Source organism: Aliivibrio sifiae, assembly GCF_002954715.1.
Taxonomy (GTDB): Bacteria; Pseudomonadota; Gammaproteobacteria; order Enterobacterales; family Vibrionaceae; genus Aliivibrio; species Aliivibrio sifiae.
The window spans coordinates 767,631-787,374 of record NZ_MSCP01000002.1; the positions used below are offsets into that span (position 1 = coordinate 767,631).

Below are 19,744 nucleotides of genomic sequence, written 5' to 3' on the forward strand. Positions count from 1 at the left end.
TGTTTATTCTGTGATCAACTAAACATATATCGAGAATGATGACAATTCCATGATTCAAACAAGGAAATTGTAAAAAAGTATCACGCAATCGCTAAATATTTGTGTGTTTGTATAGAAAGTCGCCAATTTCTTTTGATGCAGGTTTCAATACAAAGTTCAGTAGCGCGTGGTTTTTGACTGATTGGTTGTAGTGCAATCGTAACATCGTCTAATAATTGTACGCCATCAAGCAGAGCTTCTAATTGTTCAATGTCTTTTTTTGTTCCAACAGGGTGTTTTATTTCGTTAGCGCGCATTAATGCTTCTTCTAATACAGGAAGCTTACCTTTCATATTGATTTTTGGTGACACTGTCACCCAAGTGTTGTCTGATGTCAAAATAGGGTAGGTACCACTGGTTTCTATTTGGCAACGGTAGCCATGTTGTTCTAACTCTTTTGTTAATGGCGTAAGATCATACATACATGGTTCACCACCTGTTATAACCATGTGTTTTGCTGTGTATCCTTGTTCATTAAGCATGCCTATGATTTGAGTGCTTGTCAGCTCTGTCCAGCTTGGTGCATCTTCTTTTTTAGCTAAAATCGTTGCTAAATCTGTTTTATCACTTAATTCAACGTCCCATGTTTGTTTGGTATCACACCAAGAACAACCCACAGGGCAACCTTGTAAGCGTAAGAAAATAGAAGGAACTCCGGTGAATGTACCTTCACCTTGAATGGTTTCGAATAACTCATTAATTTTAAATGATGGCGCTGACATAATTATTTTACTCAAATAAAAAACTATAAAAAATCGTAGGTGAAATACGTGCAAAAGTCGCATTTTCAGTAAATATTTCATAATCTTCGTGATGCTTATCACGTAGGTTAATACTCAGACTTCACAATTTGTTCGCAAAGTAAAAAAATGAAATTAGACACAAATTTATTTACTGGAGATACACATGTACGTGGCCCAACCCGGACACATTGATCACTTAAAACAAGTAAATGCTGGACGGGTTTATAAGCTTATTGACCAACGTGGTCCTATCTCTCGAATAGACCTTTCTAAACAAAGTAATTTAGCTCCGGCTAGTATTACTAAAATTACACGTGAATTACTTGACGCACACCTTATCAAAGAAACGCAGGTACAAGAAGCAAATAGTCGTGGTCGACCTGCGATTGGCTTAGAAGTTGATAATGAAGGTTGGCAGTTTTTATCTTTGCGATTAGGTCGAGGTTACCTTACCATCGCATTGCACAGTCTTGGTGGCGAGCAAGTTATTGAAGAAAGGCAAACGATTAAAGAGATAGAGCAAGATGAGCTACTTGCAAAGTTACTTGCCGAGATTGAACTATTTTTTCAAAAACATTCTCGTATTTTAGGCAGGATAACAAGTATTTCAGTTTCTTTGCCGGGACTCGTCATTTCTTCTGAAGGGCTTGTTATTCAAATGCCACATTACAATGTGGACAATTTACCCCTTGGGTCTAAGATTTATGAAGCAACAGGATTGCCTGTATTTATTGGTAATGATACTCGCAGCTGGGCATTAGCTGAAAAATTGTTTGGTAATTCTCAAAACTATGATAATTCAGTTTTAGTTTCTATCCATCACGGTGTTGGTGCCGGCATCATAATGAACGGCGAAGTTTTGCAAGGCAGAACCGGTAATATTGGTGAGATGGGGCATATCAAAATCAATAAATTGGGTGCTCGTTGTCATTGCGGTAATTCTGGTTGTCTTGAAACGGTTGCCAGTGCTAAAGCACTTAGAGAACAAGTCACAAATCTGATTAATAATGGACATCAAACCTCATTAAAAGACAAAGTAATTACAATTGAGAATATTTGCTTAGCAGCTAATGAAGGCGATATTTTAGCAAAACAAGTAATTACTGAACTAGGGCATAATCTTGGTGAAGCGATCGCCATTATGGTGAATTTGTTTAACCCAGAAATCGTATTGATTGGCGGTGAAATTAACCTTTCTAAAGAACTTCTTTACCCTGTTATCATGGATGCGATACAAAACCAAGTATTGCCTTTATATGCTAAAGATACAAAGTTAGTTGAAAGTCGTTTTTATACTCAAGCAACGATGCCTGGTGCGGCGCTAGTTAAGCAAGCAATGTTTGATGGATCATTATTGATGAAAGTGATTGAAGGCTAAGATAATTACTGGAATTGGTATTATTTTATCTATGTAAATAAAAAGAGCAGCCACTAAGCTGCTCTTTTTATTTGATTTATTTTTTATACAAATTGAGATTAGTATCTAATGATGTCACTGACATGAATTAGTATTAATTTAAAGCTAGACTTCGTTTTTTAGAAACTCAACAAACGTATCAATGTCCTGTTTTGCAATGTCTTTATGAGTAACAAAACGAATAGGGTTACCAGCAGAAATTAAAATATCTTGTTCTTGAGCGTGTTGAACAATCGTATGTATATCGACTTTGCTATCTAAGCGGGCAAACACAATGTTAGTTTGAATATGTTCAACATTGACTGAAAATCCACTCACAGTATTAAGTTGTTCTGCTAAATATTTAGCATTGCTGTGATCGACTGTAAGTTGTGAAACTTGTTCGGTTAAAGCAAGTTTACCTGCTGCCGCTAGAATTCCAGCCTGACGCATGCCACCGCCTAGCATTTTCCTGATGCGTCGTGCTTTTTGTATATACTCTTTAGTGCCTAACAATAAAGAGCCAACAGGTGCTGATAAGCCTTTAGATAAACAAATAGTCATACTATCAAAATGCTGAGCAATCTCTTTAATATCGACATTTAGTGCGACTGCTGCGTTATACACACGAGCACCATCAAGATGAAGTTGTAGGTTATGCTTATTTACGAACTCACGAGCTTCGACTAAATAGCTAAGAGGGAGGACTTTACCGTTAATGGTATTTTCTAAACTAAGCAGCTTTGTTCGTGCAAAATGAAAGTCATCTGCTTTAATGGCCGCTTCTAATTTTTGAAAACAAAGTGAGCCATCAGGGTTATTCTCTATTGGTTGGGGTTGAATCGACCCTAAAACTGCTGCACCACCAGCTTCATATTTATAATTATGAGCTTGCTGACCACATAAATACTCATCACCACGTTCACAATGAGCCATCAAACCTAGAAGGTTGGCTTGAGTTCCTGATGAAGTAAAAATTGCCGCTTCAAAACCATGTCGTTTAGCGGTCCATGCCTCAAGTTCGTTTACTGTTGGGTCATCCCCATACACATCATCACCAACTAAAGCGTTTGCCATTGCATCACGCATAGCTTGGGTGGGTCTTGTTACTGTATCTGAGCGAAAATCAATCATGTTACTTCCTTGCGTTAGCCGTAATGTTTAAAGGAGTCATTAGGCTGTTATTATTTTGGTTCTATTTTTAATAAACGATAACATAGTGTTTATGTATGTGAAAATAATGTCGACAACATCTTTTTACATACGCCAGAGCGACTAATACGACTCACTTCCGATTAAAACATCTTAGTGATAGAGTTAAAGGTAACTATAAAAAATGCATATCAAAAAGAGCGAAATTTCTAAAATACGACTAATTGGTTAGTTAAAGTGATTGTTTATTAAGCGATTATAGAAATATGTAACTATAATGAGTAAAGAAATTACATTATACTCAATGTCATATGACATCAGAATTGTAAGGGAATGTAATGCAATGTAACTCAATTAGAACCAGTGCAGAACGCGCATTGTTATCAGAACGAATTCAAAAACTGACAACAGCCTTGTCTGATGGCGTATATGAAAGGGAAGACACCATGAGGCTGTGTTTGCTTGCTGCACTTGCCGGAGAAAGTGTTTTTTTACTCGGTCCACCTGGCATAGCCAAAAGCTTAATCGCTAAGCGTTTGATTAAGGCTTTTGATAACAGTAGTTATTTTGAATACTTGATGACGCGATTCTCAACGCCAGAAGAAGTATTTGGTCCATTATCAATTCAAGAATTAAAAGACAATGGTAAATATGTACGTTTGACCGAAGGTTACTTGCCTAATGCTCAAGTCGTATTTTTAGATGAGATCTGGAAAGCGGGTCCTGCAATCTTAAATACCTTACTAACCGTTGTTAATGAAAAAACATTTAAAAATGGCAGTGAAATCCTTCCTGTTCCTATGCGATTACTTATTTCAGCGTCTAATGAACTACCAGATGAAGACAGTGGTTTAGATGCGCTTTATGATCGAATGCTAGTTCGAGTGTTTGTAAACCGTATTCAAAATAAAAATAACTTCAAATCGATGTTAATGACTGGAACAATTCAGGAAACTGAAGTTGACCCATCTCTTGTGGTTACTGATGCAGAATATCATCAATGGCAAAAAGAGTTTGATGGCTTAACATTATCTGAAGAAGTGTTTGAAAAGCTTTTTGAACTTAAATCAATGCTAGAGAAAAATAATTCATCTTATGATGACGATCTTTATGTATCCGATCGCCGGTGGAAAAAATCAGTTAAATTACTGAAAGCGTCGGCATTTTTCAGCGGACGTGATGAAATCAACCCAATGGATTTACTATTGCTGCAAGATTGCTTATGGACTACGCCTGAAAACCGTGAGCAAGTAAGGGAAAGCATTAGAAAGTTTGCTTCCGAAAAAGCATTTGATCAAAAAAATGTATCGATGAATATTGAGATGATCCAAGCTGATATTATTGAAATGGAAGCCGCGGTATTAGTTGAACAAAGCATCAATTTTCATATTGAAGCGACCGGTAACCGATTAATGAAAAAAGAAAGCTTCGAGTTCGATTTTCATAAAGGAAAAAGATATAGCGTTGGCTCGGCACATCAGTTAATTAAACTAGTAATGCTGCAATCAAATATGTCCGTTTCAGAGAGTGAAAAGGGTGATAGCCGTTGGGTTTATGTAAACCCTGATGATATTGCAAAGCAGATGAAAGAAGGCAGAGCCGTTGTTTATGGCTATGTGAATCAAAATCCAAATTTATGCGCGTTGAATTTGGAACTAGATGCCGATTCCAGATTAGTAATCAAAGATATCGCAAATCGCTCTGTTCTTGTTGGTATGGTTGGCCATAATGATCCTGAACAAAGCCAATTTGAGCAATGGGAACAAAATATTGCGTTGAATAATTCAAAGTTGAGTGACGCAGATCATCAATTGAGAAAAAGCAGAGCTCAATTCCATGCTGCGCTTCCACATAACTTTATTGAAGAGAATTTACCGTCAGTTATCGAAAGTAGTCTACAGTTATTAGCTCAACGAATTGAAGATTGTAAAACTCAATTTGAAAGCACAAGCCGTAGAGTGTTGAAGTTTAGTGAATATTATTCTTAATTTAATCTCGTATTATTACTCACAAGGAAATGTATGTTAGGTGCTGACGCGTTAAATTTGGTTATGATGGTTGCAGAATCAGGGATGATAGATTCTTCGATTGCAGAGGTTTTATCTAGACCTCAATTTTTAACCGCAGCAAAATCAAATCCTAATATTAAGCCTACCATTAAAAATCATATTTTAAAGTGGAGAGGCAAAGTTAAGCATAAAATGACAAAAGTATGTGAAACCGAACGTATTCAGGAAGAGTTAGCATTATATCAAGAAGTTATTCATTGGACTGAAGATGAGTTTTATCAGCAGATAGATAATGTTGTGACTAAATTAGAATGGCATTCTTCATTTTATATTGAAGCGAGCAAATTGGTTAACAACAACAAAGGGTTAATGAATCCTATGTTTCCTCGCTTCTTTTGTGAGCGTTGGTATGAAAGTCTCTCTGATGCGATTAAGAAAGCACAGCTGACCGAATTAAAAGAAGATAAAGAAAAACTTCTTGCTGATCTGTATCAACGTATTGAAACCTTAAAAACAATGGAATCAGTAGCCGCTGAAGGAGACGAAGCTCAGATTGGTAAACTATGGGATATGGCTTCAGCAAAGTTAACTAAGTCCAATGTAGATATCATGAAGCTTCATGCTCGTTTTTTAAGTAAAAATAAAGGACTGCAAGATATCGCGTCCAAGCTTGGACGCATGGCAAATGAAGCGCCAGATCATGACCGCTCTCAAGCACAGGCCGAAGAAGTAAAAGTGGTGGAAGAAAAAAGTGATTTTGTCACCGATGATATTGTAGGGATACAAGAGGGCGATGATCTTAGTCGTTTGTTACCAAATGAAACCTTATTTTTATCTCACCCTGAACTTGAGGTTATTTTTTATCAACATCTTGTAGATAAACGCCTGATGAATTACCGCATGGAAGGAGCTGATAGAAAATTACGCAAAGTTACCGCACATTCTAGGGCTGCAAGTGATACATTAATTGAAAAAGGACCATTTGTTGTTTGTGTTGATGCGTCAGGTTCAATGAGTGGTTTTCCTGAACAATGTGCTAAAGCATTAGCGTATGGATTGATGCAGATAGCATTAGCTGAAGAAAGAGATTGCTACGTCATCCTTTTTTCTACGCAACAAATCACCTATGAGTTAACAAAACAAGATGGATTGAAAGAAGTTGCAGACTTTTTGTCGTATAAGTTTCATGGTGGAACAGATCTAGAGCCTGTACTTGAACAGTCGATTGAGCTTATGCATGGTGATAAGTATAAGAATGCAGATTTGGTCGTGTTATCTGATTTTATTGCGTCTACGCAATCAGAGCATATTGATGCGATGGTTCAAGAGGTAAAGCAACACCAAAATAGATTTCATGCAGTATGCTTATCCAAATATGGAAATCCAGCATTAATGGCGATGTTTGATCATACATGGTCTTATCATCCATCAATGCTAGGTAGATTAACGCAAATTAGATAATGCGTTATTCCTCATCTTTCACAAAGCGAACTTTACTAAAACCTAATTTAGAAAAGTAGCTGTGACGAAAATCCTTAACTGCACCGGGGTTGCTTGATGCCATTTCTACTTGTTTTAGCATTGTATCAAATTTAGAGATATCAATACCTTCAGCAGCCGCCGCTGCTTCAAATGGGCCGTGGAATTCACGGAACGAAAAAGCAATTTCTTTCGTTTCTGATTTATAAGTGTAACGAACGGTACGAGCCATTATTATTCCTCGAAAAAGGATAGTCGAAACCATCCTTTTCATTAATTACTTTTTGAAGATTTCAGCAAGTTCACGTTTCATGATTGGGTCACGACGTGCTTTCTTAATTTGCTTAACAAGATCTTTAACACAGTTGTGTAGAACTTGATCAAGCAGTTGAGAACGGTATTCTGCTTGTGCATCTTCATCCATGTTTTCAGGAAGCTCGATAGTTTCGAATTCCGCCATGAAATCATAACCAGCGTAGCTTTGACTTAAAGAAACTAATGCATGAAATTGCTCAAAGTTGTCTAATACTTTTTGAGCACTTGCTGGCATTTCATCCCAAGATTCACGAACAGCAACTTCTGCTACTTCATGAACAGAAACAAGCATGTGCCACATTTCTTCAGGAACGCTTTCAAACTCAATTACTTTTTTAAGTTCTGGAGAGATAGTTGCTAAATCAATAGCTTCTTTTTGTGTGTTTTCAACTTCAGACATGGGCATTTCTCGTCATATAAAAAATAAATGGTAACCAGACCACAAAAAATGTCAATTCTATTCATTGCAGTATAGGAAAATAGCATCCTAATTGTTCTATTTAGAAGCAAAAATAAGGAATAAAGGTCACAAAAGCAGGGTTTAAAGTAAAGAAATCACCATCTAGGTCGATAAAAGGGTCAGGAATATTATTACTCGGGTTAATCATGCTTAAAATTTTATCACTATGTACTTCATTGTTACTGATCGGTTGTGCTCCAATGGGGAATAATTTATTAGATACCGCACCTAAGACCAAAGATGATGCTCCATTTCCAACATTTGAAGATCCAGCAAATCAATCACCAGAAAAAAGTGAATCTGTTGATGCTGAGATAACAAGTCCGTTAACTGGACCAAATGGTGAATTGAAAGACGATGACATGAGAAAGGTAGCATCTCAACTTTCTGAACTTGGTGTTATTTATCATGAAGTCAATGGTGATCAACTTGTTATTAGTATTCAAGAGAAAGTTCATTTTTCAAGTGCAAAGGCAGAGTTAACGCCACTGGCTAAAAATTTATTAAATAAATTGATAGCAGTGATGGCAACGAAGCCTGAGCTTGCTTTGGTTCTTGATGGGCATACTGATAAAACAGGTAACTCAGTCAGTAACCAGAATCTGTCAGAAATGCGCTCTAACGAAGTTCGCCGTTATTTATTAGACAACAGACTGGATGCCGGCCAATTGTATTCGCGTGGATTTGGTGAGTATCTTCCATTGTGTGATAACGAAACAATGTTAGGTCGAAAATGCAATCGCCGCGTTGAAATTACGATATTAAAGATTCACTGGTAAAGATAAGATTGAAGATAAAGCAAACCAGATAAGGTGTTATCCCTATCTGGTTTATTTATTTTTATTGAGTAGATATTGGTTGCTCTTGGTATGCTTTTGTTCCCCATAATGGCACTGTAGACAAACTATGCTTGAAACTGCCATCGGTCTCTTTAGTTGTATAAGACAAGTAGAGAAGGGTTTGGTTATCTGCATCGTAGATGCGTCTAACTTTCATCGATTTGAAGAAAATACTTTTTGATTGTTTAAAGACAACTTCACCAGATTTACTTCTATCGATATTAGCGATCATCTCTGGTGTAATTTCGCCAGTTTGACGACAAGAAATAGAGCTGTCACTTGGATCAGAAAGGCTTAAGTTAGCTTCAATAGAGGCGATATGGCAAGTTACCCCCGGAATTTTCTCATCATCTAAGTTTGAAATTTTTATATCTTTCATGGTAAACATACCAAGCGAGACGTCACCAACTTCATTATCTGAACAAGCCGTAAGCATTGCTGTGAGACTTAGTGCAAAAATAATTTTTTTCATTAAAGATTCTCTGATTTTAAACGATATAAAAGAGTGTAGCATAAGTGCAATTCGATTTGAGCATGACCTCATGTTAAAAGGATAAACGATGTCATGACTTTGGCATATAAAAATTAAGTACGAGCGTGGAAGTCGAGTAACAAATTGATTTCTGAATTAGTAAAAGTGTATTAGTATCTATTTTATAAAATGTGAGAGTGGAGATATATCTTGAAAAAACAAATAATTACAGCTGCCATTATGGTTCTTTTGTTAAGTGGTTGTAGTTCTCCATCACAACCGAGTATGTGTGTTCCAGACTTTTGTAATATCTGGGGACAATGATTTTTATCGTCTCATTTTTATTGTTAGATTCAACGTATCTATTTAATTAAATTAAGCCTATAATCAACAGGTTCAAGACATTGTTAGGATTTTAGAATGAAAGTATGTGGCGTAGAGCTTAAAGGTAATGAAGCAATCATCTGTTTAGTTAATAAATCAGATGGCATGATTGACCTACCAGATTGTCGTGTTGCTAAATTTGATATTACTGAGCCATCTAAAACGGAATCTATCCGTGATTTTCAGTTTAAATTTAAAAAATTGATGGAAGACTACCAAGTAGAAACGGTTGTAATTAAAGAACGCGTTATGAAAGGTAAATTTGCTGGCGGTGCTGTAGGCTTTAAATTAGAAGCTGCAATTCAACTAATTGATGCTGTTGAAGTTGAAGTATTATCAGCGATGGATCAAAAAGCTAGCCTTAAACGTGCACCAGAAATGCTGCGAGTAAAAGAAGTTGGCCTTAAAGGTTATCAGCAAGAAGCGTATGAAACGGGTTTTGCTTTCTTAAACTTATAATTTTTGATTATTAAAAGGATGGATTAACCATCCTTTTTTTGTAGGTACCTATGTCTATAGATTTGAATACATTCCATCAACAAAAATTAGCTTGGTTAGCGAATCAAGTTAATGTCGACTTTCCTACGCCAGAAAGTGTAAAAGGTCGCGATGTCTACTTAAATCAAGAGACTTTAGATTCAGCAGAATATACGTACCTTTCACCAGAACTTACTAAGAATATATCCATTTTATTGGTTACTGAGCATCGATTAACCATTCGATGGGCGATGACAGTGGCGAGTCAATGGGATGCTGAGTATGACGATGTACTTGAATTTTTAACTCAAGTAGATCTATGTGATGATTACCAGCTCTTTATTGCATTAGATGGAATGAAACCTGTTGCTGCTTGTTTGTCTCAAGCTTTTGACGATGTTATGTATGTTTCTGATGTTGTAATTACAAGTAATGCTTTGACTATCGATAGATTTTTAAGTGCCGTTATGGAGCAGCAATCTACGTTAACGGGTCATACGTTTAAATCTTGTTCTCGAACATAAATCTGTTTCGTAATGAGTTAAGCAGATGCGTTATATCCTCTCAATATTATTGGTTTTCTTTTCTTTATATTCATCGGTTTCTTGTGCGCAATCGATAGGGACAAAAAAGCCAATTAATATCCTTGTTTTACACTCTTATAGCCCGTCTTATGAGTGGACTATGAACATAGAGAAGGGGATTCAAAATACCATTATAAATGCGGATAAAAACATACGTTTATCTATTGAGTATATGGATTCTAAACGTATTGATAACGAGCAATACCACGTAGAATATAAGCGTTATTTAAGCTCTAAATATACAACAAATTATTTTGATGCTGTGATCGCTTCTGATGATAATGCACTTAATTTTTTAACTACAAATGCCAACAATCTTTATCCAGATATTCCTATCGTTGCCGTTGGGATCAATAATCTCTCTCCTGATTTGGGTACATTGAAAAAACGATTAACACTCTATTATGAACGTGATCATATTGCTAAAAATTTAGAATTGGCTAGGTCTCTTTTTCCTCAAGTAAAAACGATATATTTATTAAGTGATAATAGCTTAACTTCTCAACTCATCCGTAAACACTTTTTATCTGAAGCAGACAAGTTTCCTCAGTTAACGGTTCAAATCATTAGTGATAAATCATTAGAAGAAGCGACCAGTTTCTTATCAAGAGCACCAAGTGATTCTGTTGCTTTTCTAACGCACTATAATACCGAATTAGATAAGGGTCGATATTATGATTATGCAGCTATTGCTTCGGTATTATCAGAGAACAGTACTATCCCTATTTTTGTATTTTGGGAGCATTATATTGGTTATGGTGTTCTTGGGGGGTATGTAAATCGCTCTTATTCGTTAGGTGTTCAATCGGTTTTATCCCTTACTCAAAAATTGAATTTTACAGTAACAGAAAAAGTATCTGACTTTCCTTCTGGGTGGGAAGGATATCTGTTTGATTCTAGTGTGGTAGAACGGTTTCATTTAAAAAGACAAAAATTGCCCCATGCTTCAAGCATCGTGAATGGACCTTCTTCCTATCTGTTTGAGAATCGGAATATTATCACTGTTTCGGCTTTATTAGTGATTATGATGCTTGGAATTATCATTACTCAATATATAGCCATATTGCGTAAGAAAGAATTGAATGGAAATAAATCGCACATACTGGCTTTACAAAAGAAAACCTTAACAGTACAAAAAGAGATGATAGAAGTCTTGGGAGAGGCGATCGAAACACGTTCTGGTGAAACGGGGAGCCATGTCCGTCGGGTTGCTAAGATGTCTCACTTGTTAGGTAAGATTTATGGTTTGCCTTCGACTGAATACGAATTAATAGAAGTTATTAGTCCCATGCATGATGTGGGGAAAATAGGTATCTCTGAGGCAATATTAGATAAACCCGGAAAATTAACCCAAGATGAAAGAAAAATAATAGAGCAACATACAGTTCTTGGTTATCAATTGCTAAGTACTGGGGGCGAAATTATGCAATCAGCAGCAAGAATTGCTCTAGAACACCATGAGCGGTGGGATGGGAAGGGGTATCCTAATCAATTAGTGGCTGATGAAATTTATATTTTTGCCCGTATTACTGCGATAACAGACGTATTTGATGCTTTGATGAGTAAGCGTTGTTACAAAGAGCCATGGCCTTTGGATAAAGTTATTATCTTGTTTGAAAAAGAATGTGGTAAACAGTTTGATCCTGATTTGTGCCGACTATTTTTAAATAACATTCAGAAGTTTGTCGATATCAGGAAAGACTATCCTGATTAATTCTGAATAAGAGAGCTCATTATTTGAACGAAAAAAAGCCCGATACAATGATGTATCGGGCTTTTTTACTATTACTTAAAATTATCCAATAAAACTAATGTACGTTTGTAAGATAATTAAATTTACAATGTCGATGAAAAATGCGCCAACGATTGGAACAACCATAAACGCTTGTGGCGATGGACCAAAGCGAGAAACAAGTGAACCCATGTTCATTACCGCTGTCGGTGTTGCACCTAAACCAAATCCACAGTGCCCACCCGCCATTACCGCTGCATCATAATTTGAACCCATAACTCGGAACGTAACGAAATATGAAAATAACGCTAGCACAACAGTTTGAACTGAAAGAATAACCAGTAATGGGATCGCTAAATCAAAGATATTCCATAGTTTTAAGCTCATTAATGCCATTGCTAAGAATAGGGCAAGTGAAACCGTACCTAAAATATCAACCGTTTCAGTATCAATTTTATGGACTTTAGTTACTTCAGTAATATTAGTAATGAATACACCGATAAATAATGCATAGACAAAATCAGGAATTTTCAGCCATGAGATATCAAAGGTAGCAACAAAATCACCAAGGTATCCGGCACCAACGACACAAAGTAAAAGAACAAATAATGTTTCGATTACTTTTTTTGCGGTAACTTTATCTTCTTCACGCTCGTTGTAAGTAACAAGTTCAGGGAAGCGGCTATGTGTATCAACACCAGTACCATACTCTGATTCTAGCTTATGCTTATGAATCAGTTTTTGTGCAATTGGGCTACCAATTAACCCCCCCATAATTAGACCAAAGGTCGCTGATGCCATTGCTAGCTCAAGCGTGTTTAAATGATAAGTCTCAGCAAACGTTTGTGACCAAGCTGCGCCAGTCCCATGGCCGCCTGATAAGGTAATTGAACCTGCAATTAACCCCATTAGAGGATCCAGCCCCATCATACTTGCTAAACTTACCCCAATTCCGTTTTGGATAATGATATAAACAGAAGCAACTGCAAGGAAAATGAATACTTTCGTACCACCCTTTATTAATTGCTTATAGTTAGCAGCCAAGCCGACTGTACTAAAGAACATTAGCATGAATGTACTTTGTAAAGGCAGTGAGAACTGTAAGTTAATCCCTTTGAAATGAAGAGCGGTGATAGCGACCGCGACGATTAATCCACCAACAATAGGCTCTGGGATATTATATTTTTTAAATAGCACAACTTTTGAATTGACCAAGTGGCCGAGAAAAAGCACCGCAATGGCAATTAAAAATGATTCAAGTGCGCCAATAGATAGAGTGTTTGACATAGTACTCCTAAGTTGAAATATCGATTCTTAGCTTCGTCTACATTAGTTAGATTTTCGAAAGAAAATGAAGAATAAATGTATTTTAATGCATTATTCTGAATGATATTGTCTAATTTCAGGGACGGATAGTAGCACTTTTATCAACACTAGTGGGTTAATGTGGAGTAAAATATATAAACGTACTGTTATCGTTGATAAATAACGTGAGTTTATCGGTGATTATTCATCGTAAAAAAGTACGATACTGCCACCACGAAGTGCACTACCTACGTTAAATGTGAAGCCAATGCCGACATTATCAACCAGAGATATCCATTTTCTAGTATCGATTAACCATGCAATATTGAACTCGTAATAGAAGTCAGTACCAAGAGGTTCGTTTACATCTCCACCGAGATCAACACGTTTTGCTTTTAAGTATAGAACTTGGGCAAAACGGTTCCAATGGGCCATGTTGTATCTTAATTGTAGACTATTTACAAAACGCCACACTTCAGGGTTTACGTCTGAACTAAAATCAGCAGAACCTCCAAAACCTTGACCATAAGCGTAATGATAGCTGTTGTTAAAACGCCATTCACCCCAGTCCGTTTCTTTTTTATATTCAAATGTAAGTTTAGGTTCGATAATGAAAGAGTTACTTGATAAATTGTAGTAGGTACCATCAAGTTTAGGTGCGAAGGATTGACTAAAGTCCGAATTATATTTATGTGTATTTTTGTAATGCATTAGGTGAAGCGCATTACCAAATGAAATTGTCCAATCTTTATAAAATTCATAGCTTTGAGCGTATTCAGCGTATAAACCGAATATTTCATCTACATCTGAATCTGGAGAGGTTTTGTCTCGAACTTCAACATCAACATCGGTGTTAACGTAAGATGCACGCACCGTTATATCATGAGACCACCGTGAATCAGGATCATCTGTTAATTCAAATGTGTAAGGAAGGGCATATACGGTTAATTGATTACGAAGTTCAACAGAATTCGAGCTACCAATACTGTCGTTTTCGTTTTCTAAGTAATTATTTGGATTGAAATCTGCGATACCGAATGTGATCATGTTGCTATCAGATAAAACGAGAGAGGTAGCAAAAGCCTGTTCAACTTGTCTTTCTGGCGTAAGCTTACGAGCGACAGCCTTCTCTACTACGAGGTGTAATAACAATATAATAAGAAGAGATTGTAATCCGCGCAATGTTTCAAGCCTTTTGAATATGTATCCATACAATGTAGTAGAAAATAATAGAATAATCTACAATAAATCAGCTTGTTATCTAGAGTTTTCGCAAAAATAATACTAAGAAAATGAAAACACAAAAAGAAAAATCTAATTGTGTCTTCATTGATAAGATTGTTACTTATTCGCTAATGAAACCACCAGTTTGATGATTCCACAACTGGGCGTAAATACCACCTAGTTGAACTAACTCTTTGTGCGTGCCTTGCTCTACTACTTTACCTTGGTCCATAACCAATAATCTATCCATTGCAGCAATGGTTGATAGTCTATGGGCGATGGCGATAACGGTTTTTCCTTCCATTAGTTCATCAAGACTGTCTTGAATTGCAGCTTCAACTTCGGAGTCTAAGGCTGAGGTTGCTTCATCTAAAATTAATAATGGAGCATCTTTGAGTAGAACTCGAGATATAGCAATACGCTGGCGTTGACCACCAGATAGTTTCACACCACGTTCGCCAACTTGAGCATCATAACCTTTCTTGCCATTAGAATCGGTTAACGTTTCAATAAACTCATGGGCTTGAGCTTGTTTAGTTGCAATAAATAGATCTTCATCACTTGCATCAGGTCGACCATATTTGATGTTATCTCTAATTGAACGATGCAATAGGGAAGTATCTTGACTTACCATACCAATTTGGCTGCGTAATGAATCTTGAGTTACATCTCTAAGGTCGTGACCATCAATTGTTATAGATCCAGATTCAATATCATGGAAGCGAAGCAATAAATTCACTAATGTTGACTTACCAGCGCCAGAACGACCAACTAAACCAATTTTTTCACCTGGTTTAATTTCAAGGTTGAGGTCATTAATGACTCCTTTATTTTCCCCATAATGGAAATTTACATTATCAAATTTAATTGATCCTTTAGTTACTTTTAACTCTGTAGCATCAGGTTTATCGTTAATTGAAATTGGTTTTGAAAGTGTATTGATACCATCAGTAACGGTACCTAGATTTTCAAATAATGAACTAATCTCCCACATTATCCAATGAGACATGCCGTTAACACGTAAAGCTAAGCTGATAGCAATGGCAATAGCACCAACAGATAACACATTATCTACCCATAACATGATAGACACTGCAGCAACAGAAAAAACCAGTAAGTAGTTAATGATTTCAACGGAAATATTAATACCTGTCGCCAAGCGCATCTGTTTATGTACTGTACCTAAAAACTCTTCCATGCCTTCTTCCGCGTATTGAGTTTCACGTTTGCTGTGGCTAAATAGTTTTATGGTGTTAATGTTAGTATAACTATCAACAATCCGACCTGTCATGGTAGAGCGAGCGTCGGCTTGTTTTTCAGATATGGCTTTTAGTTTTGGAACAAAATAGAATTGAATAGCAACATAAGCGGCTAACCATACCAACATTGGAACCATAAGGCGCCAATCGGCTTTACCAACCATGACAATCATTGAGGTAAAATAAACAGATACGTAAACGAGAACATCCAATAACTTCATTACTGTTTCACGAACGGCTAATGACGTTTGCATTACTTTAGTTGCAATTCGTCCAGCAAAGTCATCAGAATAAAAAGAGACACTTTGTTTTAAAAGGTAGCGATGAGCCTGCCAACGAATAGCCATTGGATAGTTACCCAGTAACGTTTGATGAGTAAGTAAAGAGTGGACCATTATCAGTATTGGCATTCCGACAACAACAAGCAACCCTAACCATATTAGGGTTTGTCCTTCTTGTGCAAAAAAGGTTTCTCTATTATGAGTTGATAACCAATCGACTAATTGTCCCATGAAACCAAATAACGAGACTTCAACCATCGCAATAACGGCACTAAGTAATGACATGCCAATTAATGGTTTTTCGAAACCTTTAGTGTAATGACGACAAAATGCATACAACCCTTTTGGTGGTTGTTCTGGCTCTTGTTTTGGAAAAGCAGTAGTAAGCCGCTCAAAGAAATTAAACATACGCTAAGCCTTTTAATTATTATGTTGTTTCAAATGATTTATAAATAGTGTTGAAGAGAAGTGAGTGAGTATCTCTACATGCTGTTAACATAACTCAAAAGCCAGATTTATGTAATTTATTTTCTACATTAATCAATAAGTTTTCCTAAATAATTGGCGTGATGAGACGCAGTAGAGGTATCATAAAAAGGATTTTATTAATTGCGAGCATTGTTATGAAAAAAATACCAACCAATATCATCACTGGTTTTCTCGGTGTAGGGAAGACAACGACTATTTTACAGCTACTAAAAAATAAGCCAGAAGGTGAGTCTTGGGCTGTTTTAGTGAATGAATTTGGTGAAGTCGGTATCGATGGCGCATTTTTAACAGAAAGCGGAGCAATGGTAAAAGAAGTTCCAGGTGGTTGTATGTGTTGTACTGCTGGCTTGCCTATGTCTGTTGGTATTAATGCATTATTACGTCAGAAACCAGACCGCTTGATTATTGAACCAACAGGATTAGGTCATCCCAAGAAAATCATTGCGATTATTCAATCTGAGCATTATGAAAAATACATTGATTTAAAATCAACCATTGGTCTTGTTGATCCCCGTAATTTATCCAACGAAAAGTACACAAGTAATCAGAATTTTAATGACCAGTTAAGTATCTCTGATGTTGTGGTTGCGACTAAGATGGATATTGCGTCAGATTATGATGAATGTTTATTCTCTTCATGGGCAAAATCTCTACCACATAAACCTAAATTTACCACTATTAATCATGGTGAGTTGCCTTTACATTGGCTAGATGAGAATCGTACAGTTGAAATAACCATTGAAGAGCATCACCACCATCATGCAGAACAAGAAATTGTTGAAATGGTATTAGAGCCGGGACAAAAGTTCTGTCGTAAAGAAAACAAAGGGCAGGGTTATGTTAGCTGTGGGTGGTTCTTTGGGGCAGAGTCGGTATTTGATTTTGATGAGTTATTTTCAATGTTATCAGCACTTACTGCTGAGCGAGTTAAAGCGGTGATGAACACAAATAAAGGCTTTTATGCATTTAATGTGGCTAATGGGATTGTTTCAGTTAATTTACTCAGTATTGATGGCATGGAATCAAAATTAGAAGTGATAGATACTCAGTTATTACCTTGGGATCAGTTAGAATGTGTATTATTAAGTTTACTTATTGAAGAATAATAAACTCAGTAAGTAAGAATGAAAAAGAGAGGCTAACTTAAGGTTGGCCTCTCTTTTTGTTTGTGTGTTAAAAAAGAATTAACGTTTGTTTTTTAAGTAACGCTTACGACGTTCTTCTTTTTTCTTAATTTGTTGCTCAACTTTAAGCGCGGCTGCAATTTCAACAGCTTCAAGTTCTGCTGGGATCATTTCTGGAAGTTCCAGAGTTAATTGACCTAATGTGCCAGAGCGAAGTTCATGAAGAAGAATTTCAGATGCTTTATAGATATTGATTCGTCCACCAGCTTGTAAACAACCACGGCTACGACCAATCGCTTCCATTAATTCTAAATCGTTATTTGGTAATTCATCCAAGTTATAACGTTCTTTTAAACGTTCTGGGTACTGTTTTGCTAAATACTCAACAGTATAGAAAGCCACTTCATCGTAATCCATCGCGGTATCTTTTACAGCCCCAGTCGCTGCAAGGCGGAAACCACTGTGTGGGTTCTCAACTTTAGGCCATAAAATTCCAGGAGTATCAGAAAGAACAACCCCATTTTGCAAATTAATACGTTGTTGACGACGAGTTACCGCAGGTTGGTTACCAGTTACCGCAATCATACGCCCTGCTAACGTATTAATGATGGTTGATTTACCCACATTTGGAATGCCCATAATCATGGTGCGAACGTTTTTTCCCATCGCTTCACGGTGAGGAACCAGTTTACGACATCTTTCCATAATTTTATGGATTTCATCCGGATTACTGGTTGTCACGGCCATTGCTGTGACGCCTTGTTCTTTTTCCAGATGTTCAATCCAAAGTTTAGTCACTTCAGGATCGGCTAAATCACGCTTGTTCAAAACTTTAATACAAGGCTTGTCTTGACGTAGAGAGGCAATCATCGGATTCTCACTACTGAAAGGGATACGAGCATCAAGTACTTCGATGATCACATCCATTTTAGGGATCACTTCAGCGATCTCTTTTTGAGCTTTATGCATGTGACCAGGGAACCATTGGATGGACATAGCGTGAATCCTTTAAAAATCAAAAACGCTATTTTAACGGCAAAGTCAAAAGAGTAAAGGGAAGTTACGCAGCTTGGTGATTTTGTTGATGTAATGGCAAAGGTTTACCTAATAAAAAGCCTTGAAAATAATCAATACCAAGTAATTTCATATCTTCATACTGTTTAGTGGTTTCAACACCTTCAATAACAATTAATGCTTTTTGATTTCTCGCTAAGGTGATGGCCGACTGAATAGGCTCAGTATTGCCATTTTCATATTTCAATAGTAAGGAACGGTCAATTTTTAAGATATTTGGTTTTAATAAAGAAACACGATCTTCAGAAGAAGCTTCTGAGCCGAAGTCATCTATGGCTATATTAAAACCGTGTGATTTAATGTCCTCTATGGCACCTAATAATTTAGCTTTATCTTGATAATGAAACTCAAGAAGCTCTAGAGTTACACATTGAGGAAATAAACCAAGCTCTTTAATGCGAGATTCCAGTAATGATGTATTTAGGTTTGGTATTTTATTTGTATGAAAGTGAACCGCAGATTCAGGTAAAATATTTAGGAATAGTTGAATATTTCTTTGTGAGAAAAGAGAGAAATTTCGGATATGGATAACACGGCTTAGTCGCTCAATATTCAGAATTTGTTCAATGGTTCTTGTGGTGTCTTTAAAGAATAAATCCGGTCGAATAGGTAACATATTATGGTCAAAAATTCGTAGTAATGCTTCATAGCCAATAATGGCTTGTTGAATATTAAAGATAGGTTGAAAAACACTCTGTAATAAATAACCATCATATTTTGAATAATACGAGCCATCCTCACCTAAAAATAAATAGGCTTGAAATTGCTCTTGAGTGACTAGTAGCATGCTTTACTCCATTAAATAGCATGTTCTATTGATAACCGAATCAGTAGTTTTTATCAAATTAAGGAAAATCGTTATACGACGTGAATCACGTTTGAGTTGTACTTATCCATACAGAAAAGA

Annotated in this window: 18 protein-coding genes; 8 read left to right on the top strand and 10 right to left on the bottom strand. The window is 36.5% G+C overall.

The features are described 5' to 3' along the window. Positions 1–80: 80 nt before the first annotated feature. Entirely contained in the window at positions 81–761 is a 681-nt protein-coding gene (queE, locus tag BTO23_RS14585) for a 7-carboxy-7-deazaguanine synthase QueE (protein WP_061005365.1), read from the bottom strand. 184 nt (positions 762–945) lie between these two features. Here queE and mlc point away from each other — a divergent pair, with 184 nt between their 5' ends. Continuing rightward, positions 946–2,160, top strand: coding sequence for a sugar metabolism global transcriptional regulator Mlc (gene mlc / locus BTO23_RS14590; protein WP_105063866.1), 1,215 nt, complete (start codon positions 946–948; stop codon positions 2,158–2,160). 144 nt (positions 2,161–2,304) lie between these two features. Here the strand turns inward: mlc and ltaE are convergent, their stop codons facing one another. After that, complete coding sequence (ltaE, locus tag BTO23_RS14595) at positions 2,305–3,312, bottom strand: low-specificity L-threonine aldolase (protein ID WP_081091623.1); 1,008 nt, start codon at positions 3,310–3,312, stop codon at positions 2,305–2,307. A gap of 356 nt (positions 3,313–3,668) precedes the next feature. On the opposite strand from ltaE, the gene BTO23_RS14600 reads away from it, so the two are divergent. Further along, complete coding sequence (locus BTO23_RS14600; RefSeq protein ID WP_061013752.1) at positions 3,669–5,318, top strand: ATPase RavA domain-containing protein; 1,650 nt, start codon at positions 3,669–3,671, stop codon at positions 5,316–5,318. 33 nt (positions 5,319–5,351) lie between these two features. Next, a complete protein-coding gene (gene viaA / locus BTO23_RS14605) occupies positions 5,352–6,800 on the top strand; it encodes an ATPase RavA stimulator ViaA (RefSeq protein WP_105063867.1) in 1,449 nt (482 codons plus the stop codon). A 4-nt stretch (positions 6,801–6,804) separates the two neighbouring features. On the opposite strand, the gene BTO23_RS14610 is transcribed toward viaA, so the two are convergent. Continuing rightward, entirely contained in the window at positions 6,805–7,050 is a 246-nt protein-coding gene (locus BTO23_RS14610; RefSeq protein ID WP_060993787.1) for a DUF2960 domain-containing protein, read from the bottom strand. Positions 7,051–7,095: 45 nt separating this feature from the next. Further along, positions 7,096–7,533, bottom strand: a complete 438-nt coding sequence (locus BTO23_RS14615) for a DUF3069 domain-containing protein (RefSeq protein WP_060993786.1) — start codon at positions 7,531–7,533, stop codon at positions 7,096–7,098. A gap of 206 nt (positions 7,534–7,739) precedes the next feature. Here BTO23_RS14615 and BTO23_RS14620 point away from each other — a divergent pair, with 206 nt between their 5' ends. Next, positions 7,740–8,372 (top strand): OmpA family protein, encoded by a 633-nt coding sequence (locus tag BTO23_RS14620; RefSeq protein WP_060993785.1) that lies wholly within the window; start codon positions 7,740–7,742, stop codon positions 8,370–8,372. Between the two features lie 61 nt (positions 8,373–8,433). Here BTO23_RS14620 and BTO23_RS14625 read toward each other — a convergent pair whose 3' ends face one another. Then, positions 8,434–8,904 carry a CreA family protein gene (locus BTO23_RS14625; RefSeq protein ID WP_061037321.1) on the bottom strand — a complete coding sequence of 157 codons (471 nt, stop codon included), beginning with the start codon at positions 8,902–8,904 and terminating at the stop codon, positions 8,434–8,436. Between the two features lie 420 nt (positions 8,905–9,324). On the opposite strand from BTO23_RS14625, the gene BTO23_RS14630 reads away from it, so the two are divergent. The 3 genes from BTO23_RS14630 to BTO23_RS14640 all read left to right on the top strand — a co-directional run bounded on the left by BTO23_RS14630 (position 9,325) and on the right by BTO23_RS14640 (position 12,063). Continuing rightward, positions 9,325–9,747 (top strand): DUF3010 family protein, encoded by a 423-nt coding sequence (locus BTO23_RS14630; protein WP_060993783.1) that lies wholly within the window; start codon positions 9,325–9,327, stop codon positions 9,745–9,747. Between the two features lie 50 nt (positions 9,748–9,797). After that, positions 9,798–10,289 carry a hypothetical protein gene (locus tag BTO23_RS14635; RefSeq protein ID WP_081091622.1) on the top strand — a complete coding sequence of 164 codons (492 nt, stop codon included), beginning with the start codon at positions 9,798–9,800 and terminating at the stop codon, positions 10,287–10,289. Positions 10,290–10,449: 160 nt separating this feature from the next. Then, positions 10,450–12,063, top strand: coding sequence for an HD domain-containing phosphohydrolase (locus tag BTO23_RS14640; protein WP_245922118.1), 1,614 nt, complete (start codon positions 10,450–10,452; stop codon positions 12,061–12,063). An 81-nt stretch (positions 12,064–12,144) separates the two neighbouring features. On the opposite strand, the gene gltS is transcribed toward BTO23_RS14640, so the two are convergent. From gltS to BTO23_RS14655, 3 genes are all read right to left on the bottom strand, one after another. After that, on the bottom strand, positions 12,145–13,368 hold the full coding sequence (gene gltS, locus BTO23_RS14645) for a sodium/glutamate symporter (RefSeq protein WP_061005357.1): 1,224 nt from the start codon (positions 13,366–13,368) through the stop codon (positions 12,145–12,147). Positions 13,369–13,587: 219 nt separating this feature from the next. Next, positions 13,588–14,568, bottom strand: coding sequence for a Solitary outer membrane autotransporter beta-barrel domain (locus BTO23_RS14650; RefSeq protein WP_060993780.1), 981 nt, complete (start codon positions 14,566–14,568; stop codon positions 13,588–13,590). Between the two features lie 163 nt (positions 14,569–14,731). Continuing rightward, on the bottom strand, positions 14,732–16,558 hold the full coding sequence (locus BTO23_RS14655; RefSeq protein WP_105063870.1) for an ABC transporter ATP-binding protein: 1,827 nt from the start codon (positions 16,556–16,558) through the stop codon (positions 14,732–14,734). A 215-nt stretch (positions 16,559–16,773) separates the two neighbouring features. On the opposite strand from BTO23_RS14655, the gene BTO23_RS14660 reads away from it, so the two are divergent. Continuing rightward, positions 16,774–17,745 (top strand): CobW family GTP-binding protein, encoded by a 972-nt coding sequence (locus BTO23_RS14660; protein WP_061005352.1) that lies wholly within the window; start codon positions 16,774–16,776, stop codon positions 17,743–17,745. A gap of 78 nt (positions 17,746–17,823) precedes the next feature. Here BTO23_RS14660 and ylqF read toward each other — a convergent pair whose 3' ends face one another. Together ylqF and BTO23_RS14670 are read right to left on the bottom strand one after the other, a co-directional pair. Next, positions 17,824–18,759: a ribosome biogenesis GTPase YlqF gene (ylqF, locus tag BTO23_RS14665; protein WP_060993777.1), complete on the bottom strand. Its 936-nt coding sequence runs from the start codon at positions 18,757–18,759 to the stop codon at positions 17,824–17,826. A 64-nt stretch (positions 18,760–18,823) separates the two neighbouring features. Further along, positions 18,824–19,624 (bottom strand): EAL domain-containing protein, encoded by an 801-nt coding sequence (locus tag BTO23_RS14670; RefSeq protein ID WP_061013745.1) that lies wholly within the window; start codon positions 19,622–19,624, stop codon positions 18,824–18,826. Between the last annotated feature and the right edge of the window lie 120 nt (positions 19,625–19,744).

Coding starts and splice junctions, on each gene's coding strand:
- queE (WP_061005365.1), bottom strand. CDS start 761: ATGTCAGCGCCATCATTTAAAATTAATGAGTTATTCGAAACCATTCAA.
- mlc (WP_105063866.1), top strand. CDS start 946: ATGTACGTGGCCCAACCCGGACACATTGATCACTTAAAACAAGTAAAT.
- ltaE (WP_081091623.1), bottom strand. CDS start 3,312: ATGATTGATTTTCGCTCAGATACAGTAACAAGACCCACCCAAGCTATG.
- BTO23_RS14600 (WP_061013752.1), top strand. CDS start 3,669: ATGCAATGTAACTCAATTAGAACCAGTGCAGAACGCGCATTGTTATCA.
- viaA (WP_105063867.1), top strand. CDS start 5,352: ATGTTAGGTGCTGACGCGTTAAATTTGGTTATGATGGTTGCAGAATCA.
- BTO23_RS14610 (WP_060993787.1), bottom strand. CDS start 7,050: ATGGCTCGTACCGTTCGTTACACTTATAAATCAGAAACGAAAGAAATT.
- BTO23_RS14615 (WP_060993786.1), bottom strand. CDS start 7,533: ATGTCTGAAGTTGAAAACACACAAAAAGAAGCTATTGATTTAGCAACT.
- BTO23_RS14620 (WP_060993785.1), top strand. CDS start 7,740: ATGCTTAAAATTTTATCACTATGTACTTCATTGTTACTGATCGGTTGT.
- BTO23_RS14625 (WP_061037321.1), bottom strand. CDS start 8,904: ATGAAAAAAATTATTTTTGCACTAAGTCTCACAGCAATGCTTACGGCT.
- BTO23_RS14630 (WP_060993783.1), top strand. CDS start 9,325: ATGAAAGTATGTGGCGTAGAGCTTAAAGGTAATGAAGCAATCATCTGT.
- BTO23_RS14635 (WP_081091622.1), top strand. CDS start 9,798: ATGTCTATAGATTTGAATACATTCCATCAACAAAAATTAGCTTGGTTA.
- BTO23_RS14640 (WP_245922118.1), top strand. CDS start 10,450: ATGAACATAGAGAAGGGGATTCAAAATACCATTATAAATGCGGATAAA.
- gltS (WP_061005357.1), bottom strand. CDS start 13,368: ATGTCAAACACTCTATCTATTGGCGCACTTGAATCATTTTTAATTGCC.
- BTO23_RS14655 (WP_105063870.1), bottom strand. CDS start 16,558: ATGTTTAATTTCTTTGAGCGGCTTACTACTGCTTTTCCAAAACAAGAG.
- BTO23_RS14660 (WP_061005352.1), top strand. CDS start 16,774: ATGAAAAAAATACCAACCAATATCATCACTGGTTTTCTCGGTGTAGGG.
- ylqF (WP_060993777.1), bottom strand. CDS start 18,759: ATGTCCATCCAATGGTTCCCTGGTCACATGCATAAAGCTCAAAAAGAG.
- BTO23_RS14670 (WP_061013745.1), bottom strand. CDS start 19,624: ATGCTACTAGTCACTCAAGAGCAATTTCAAGCCTATTTATTTTTAGGT.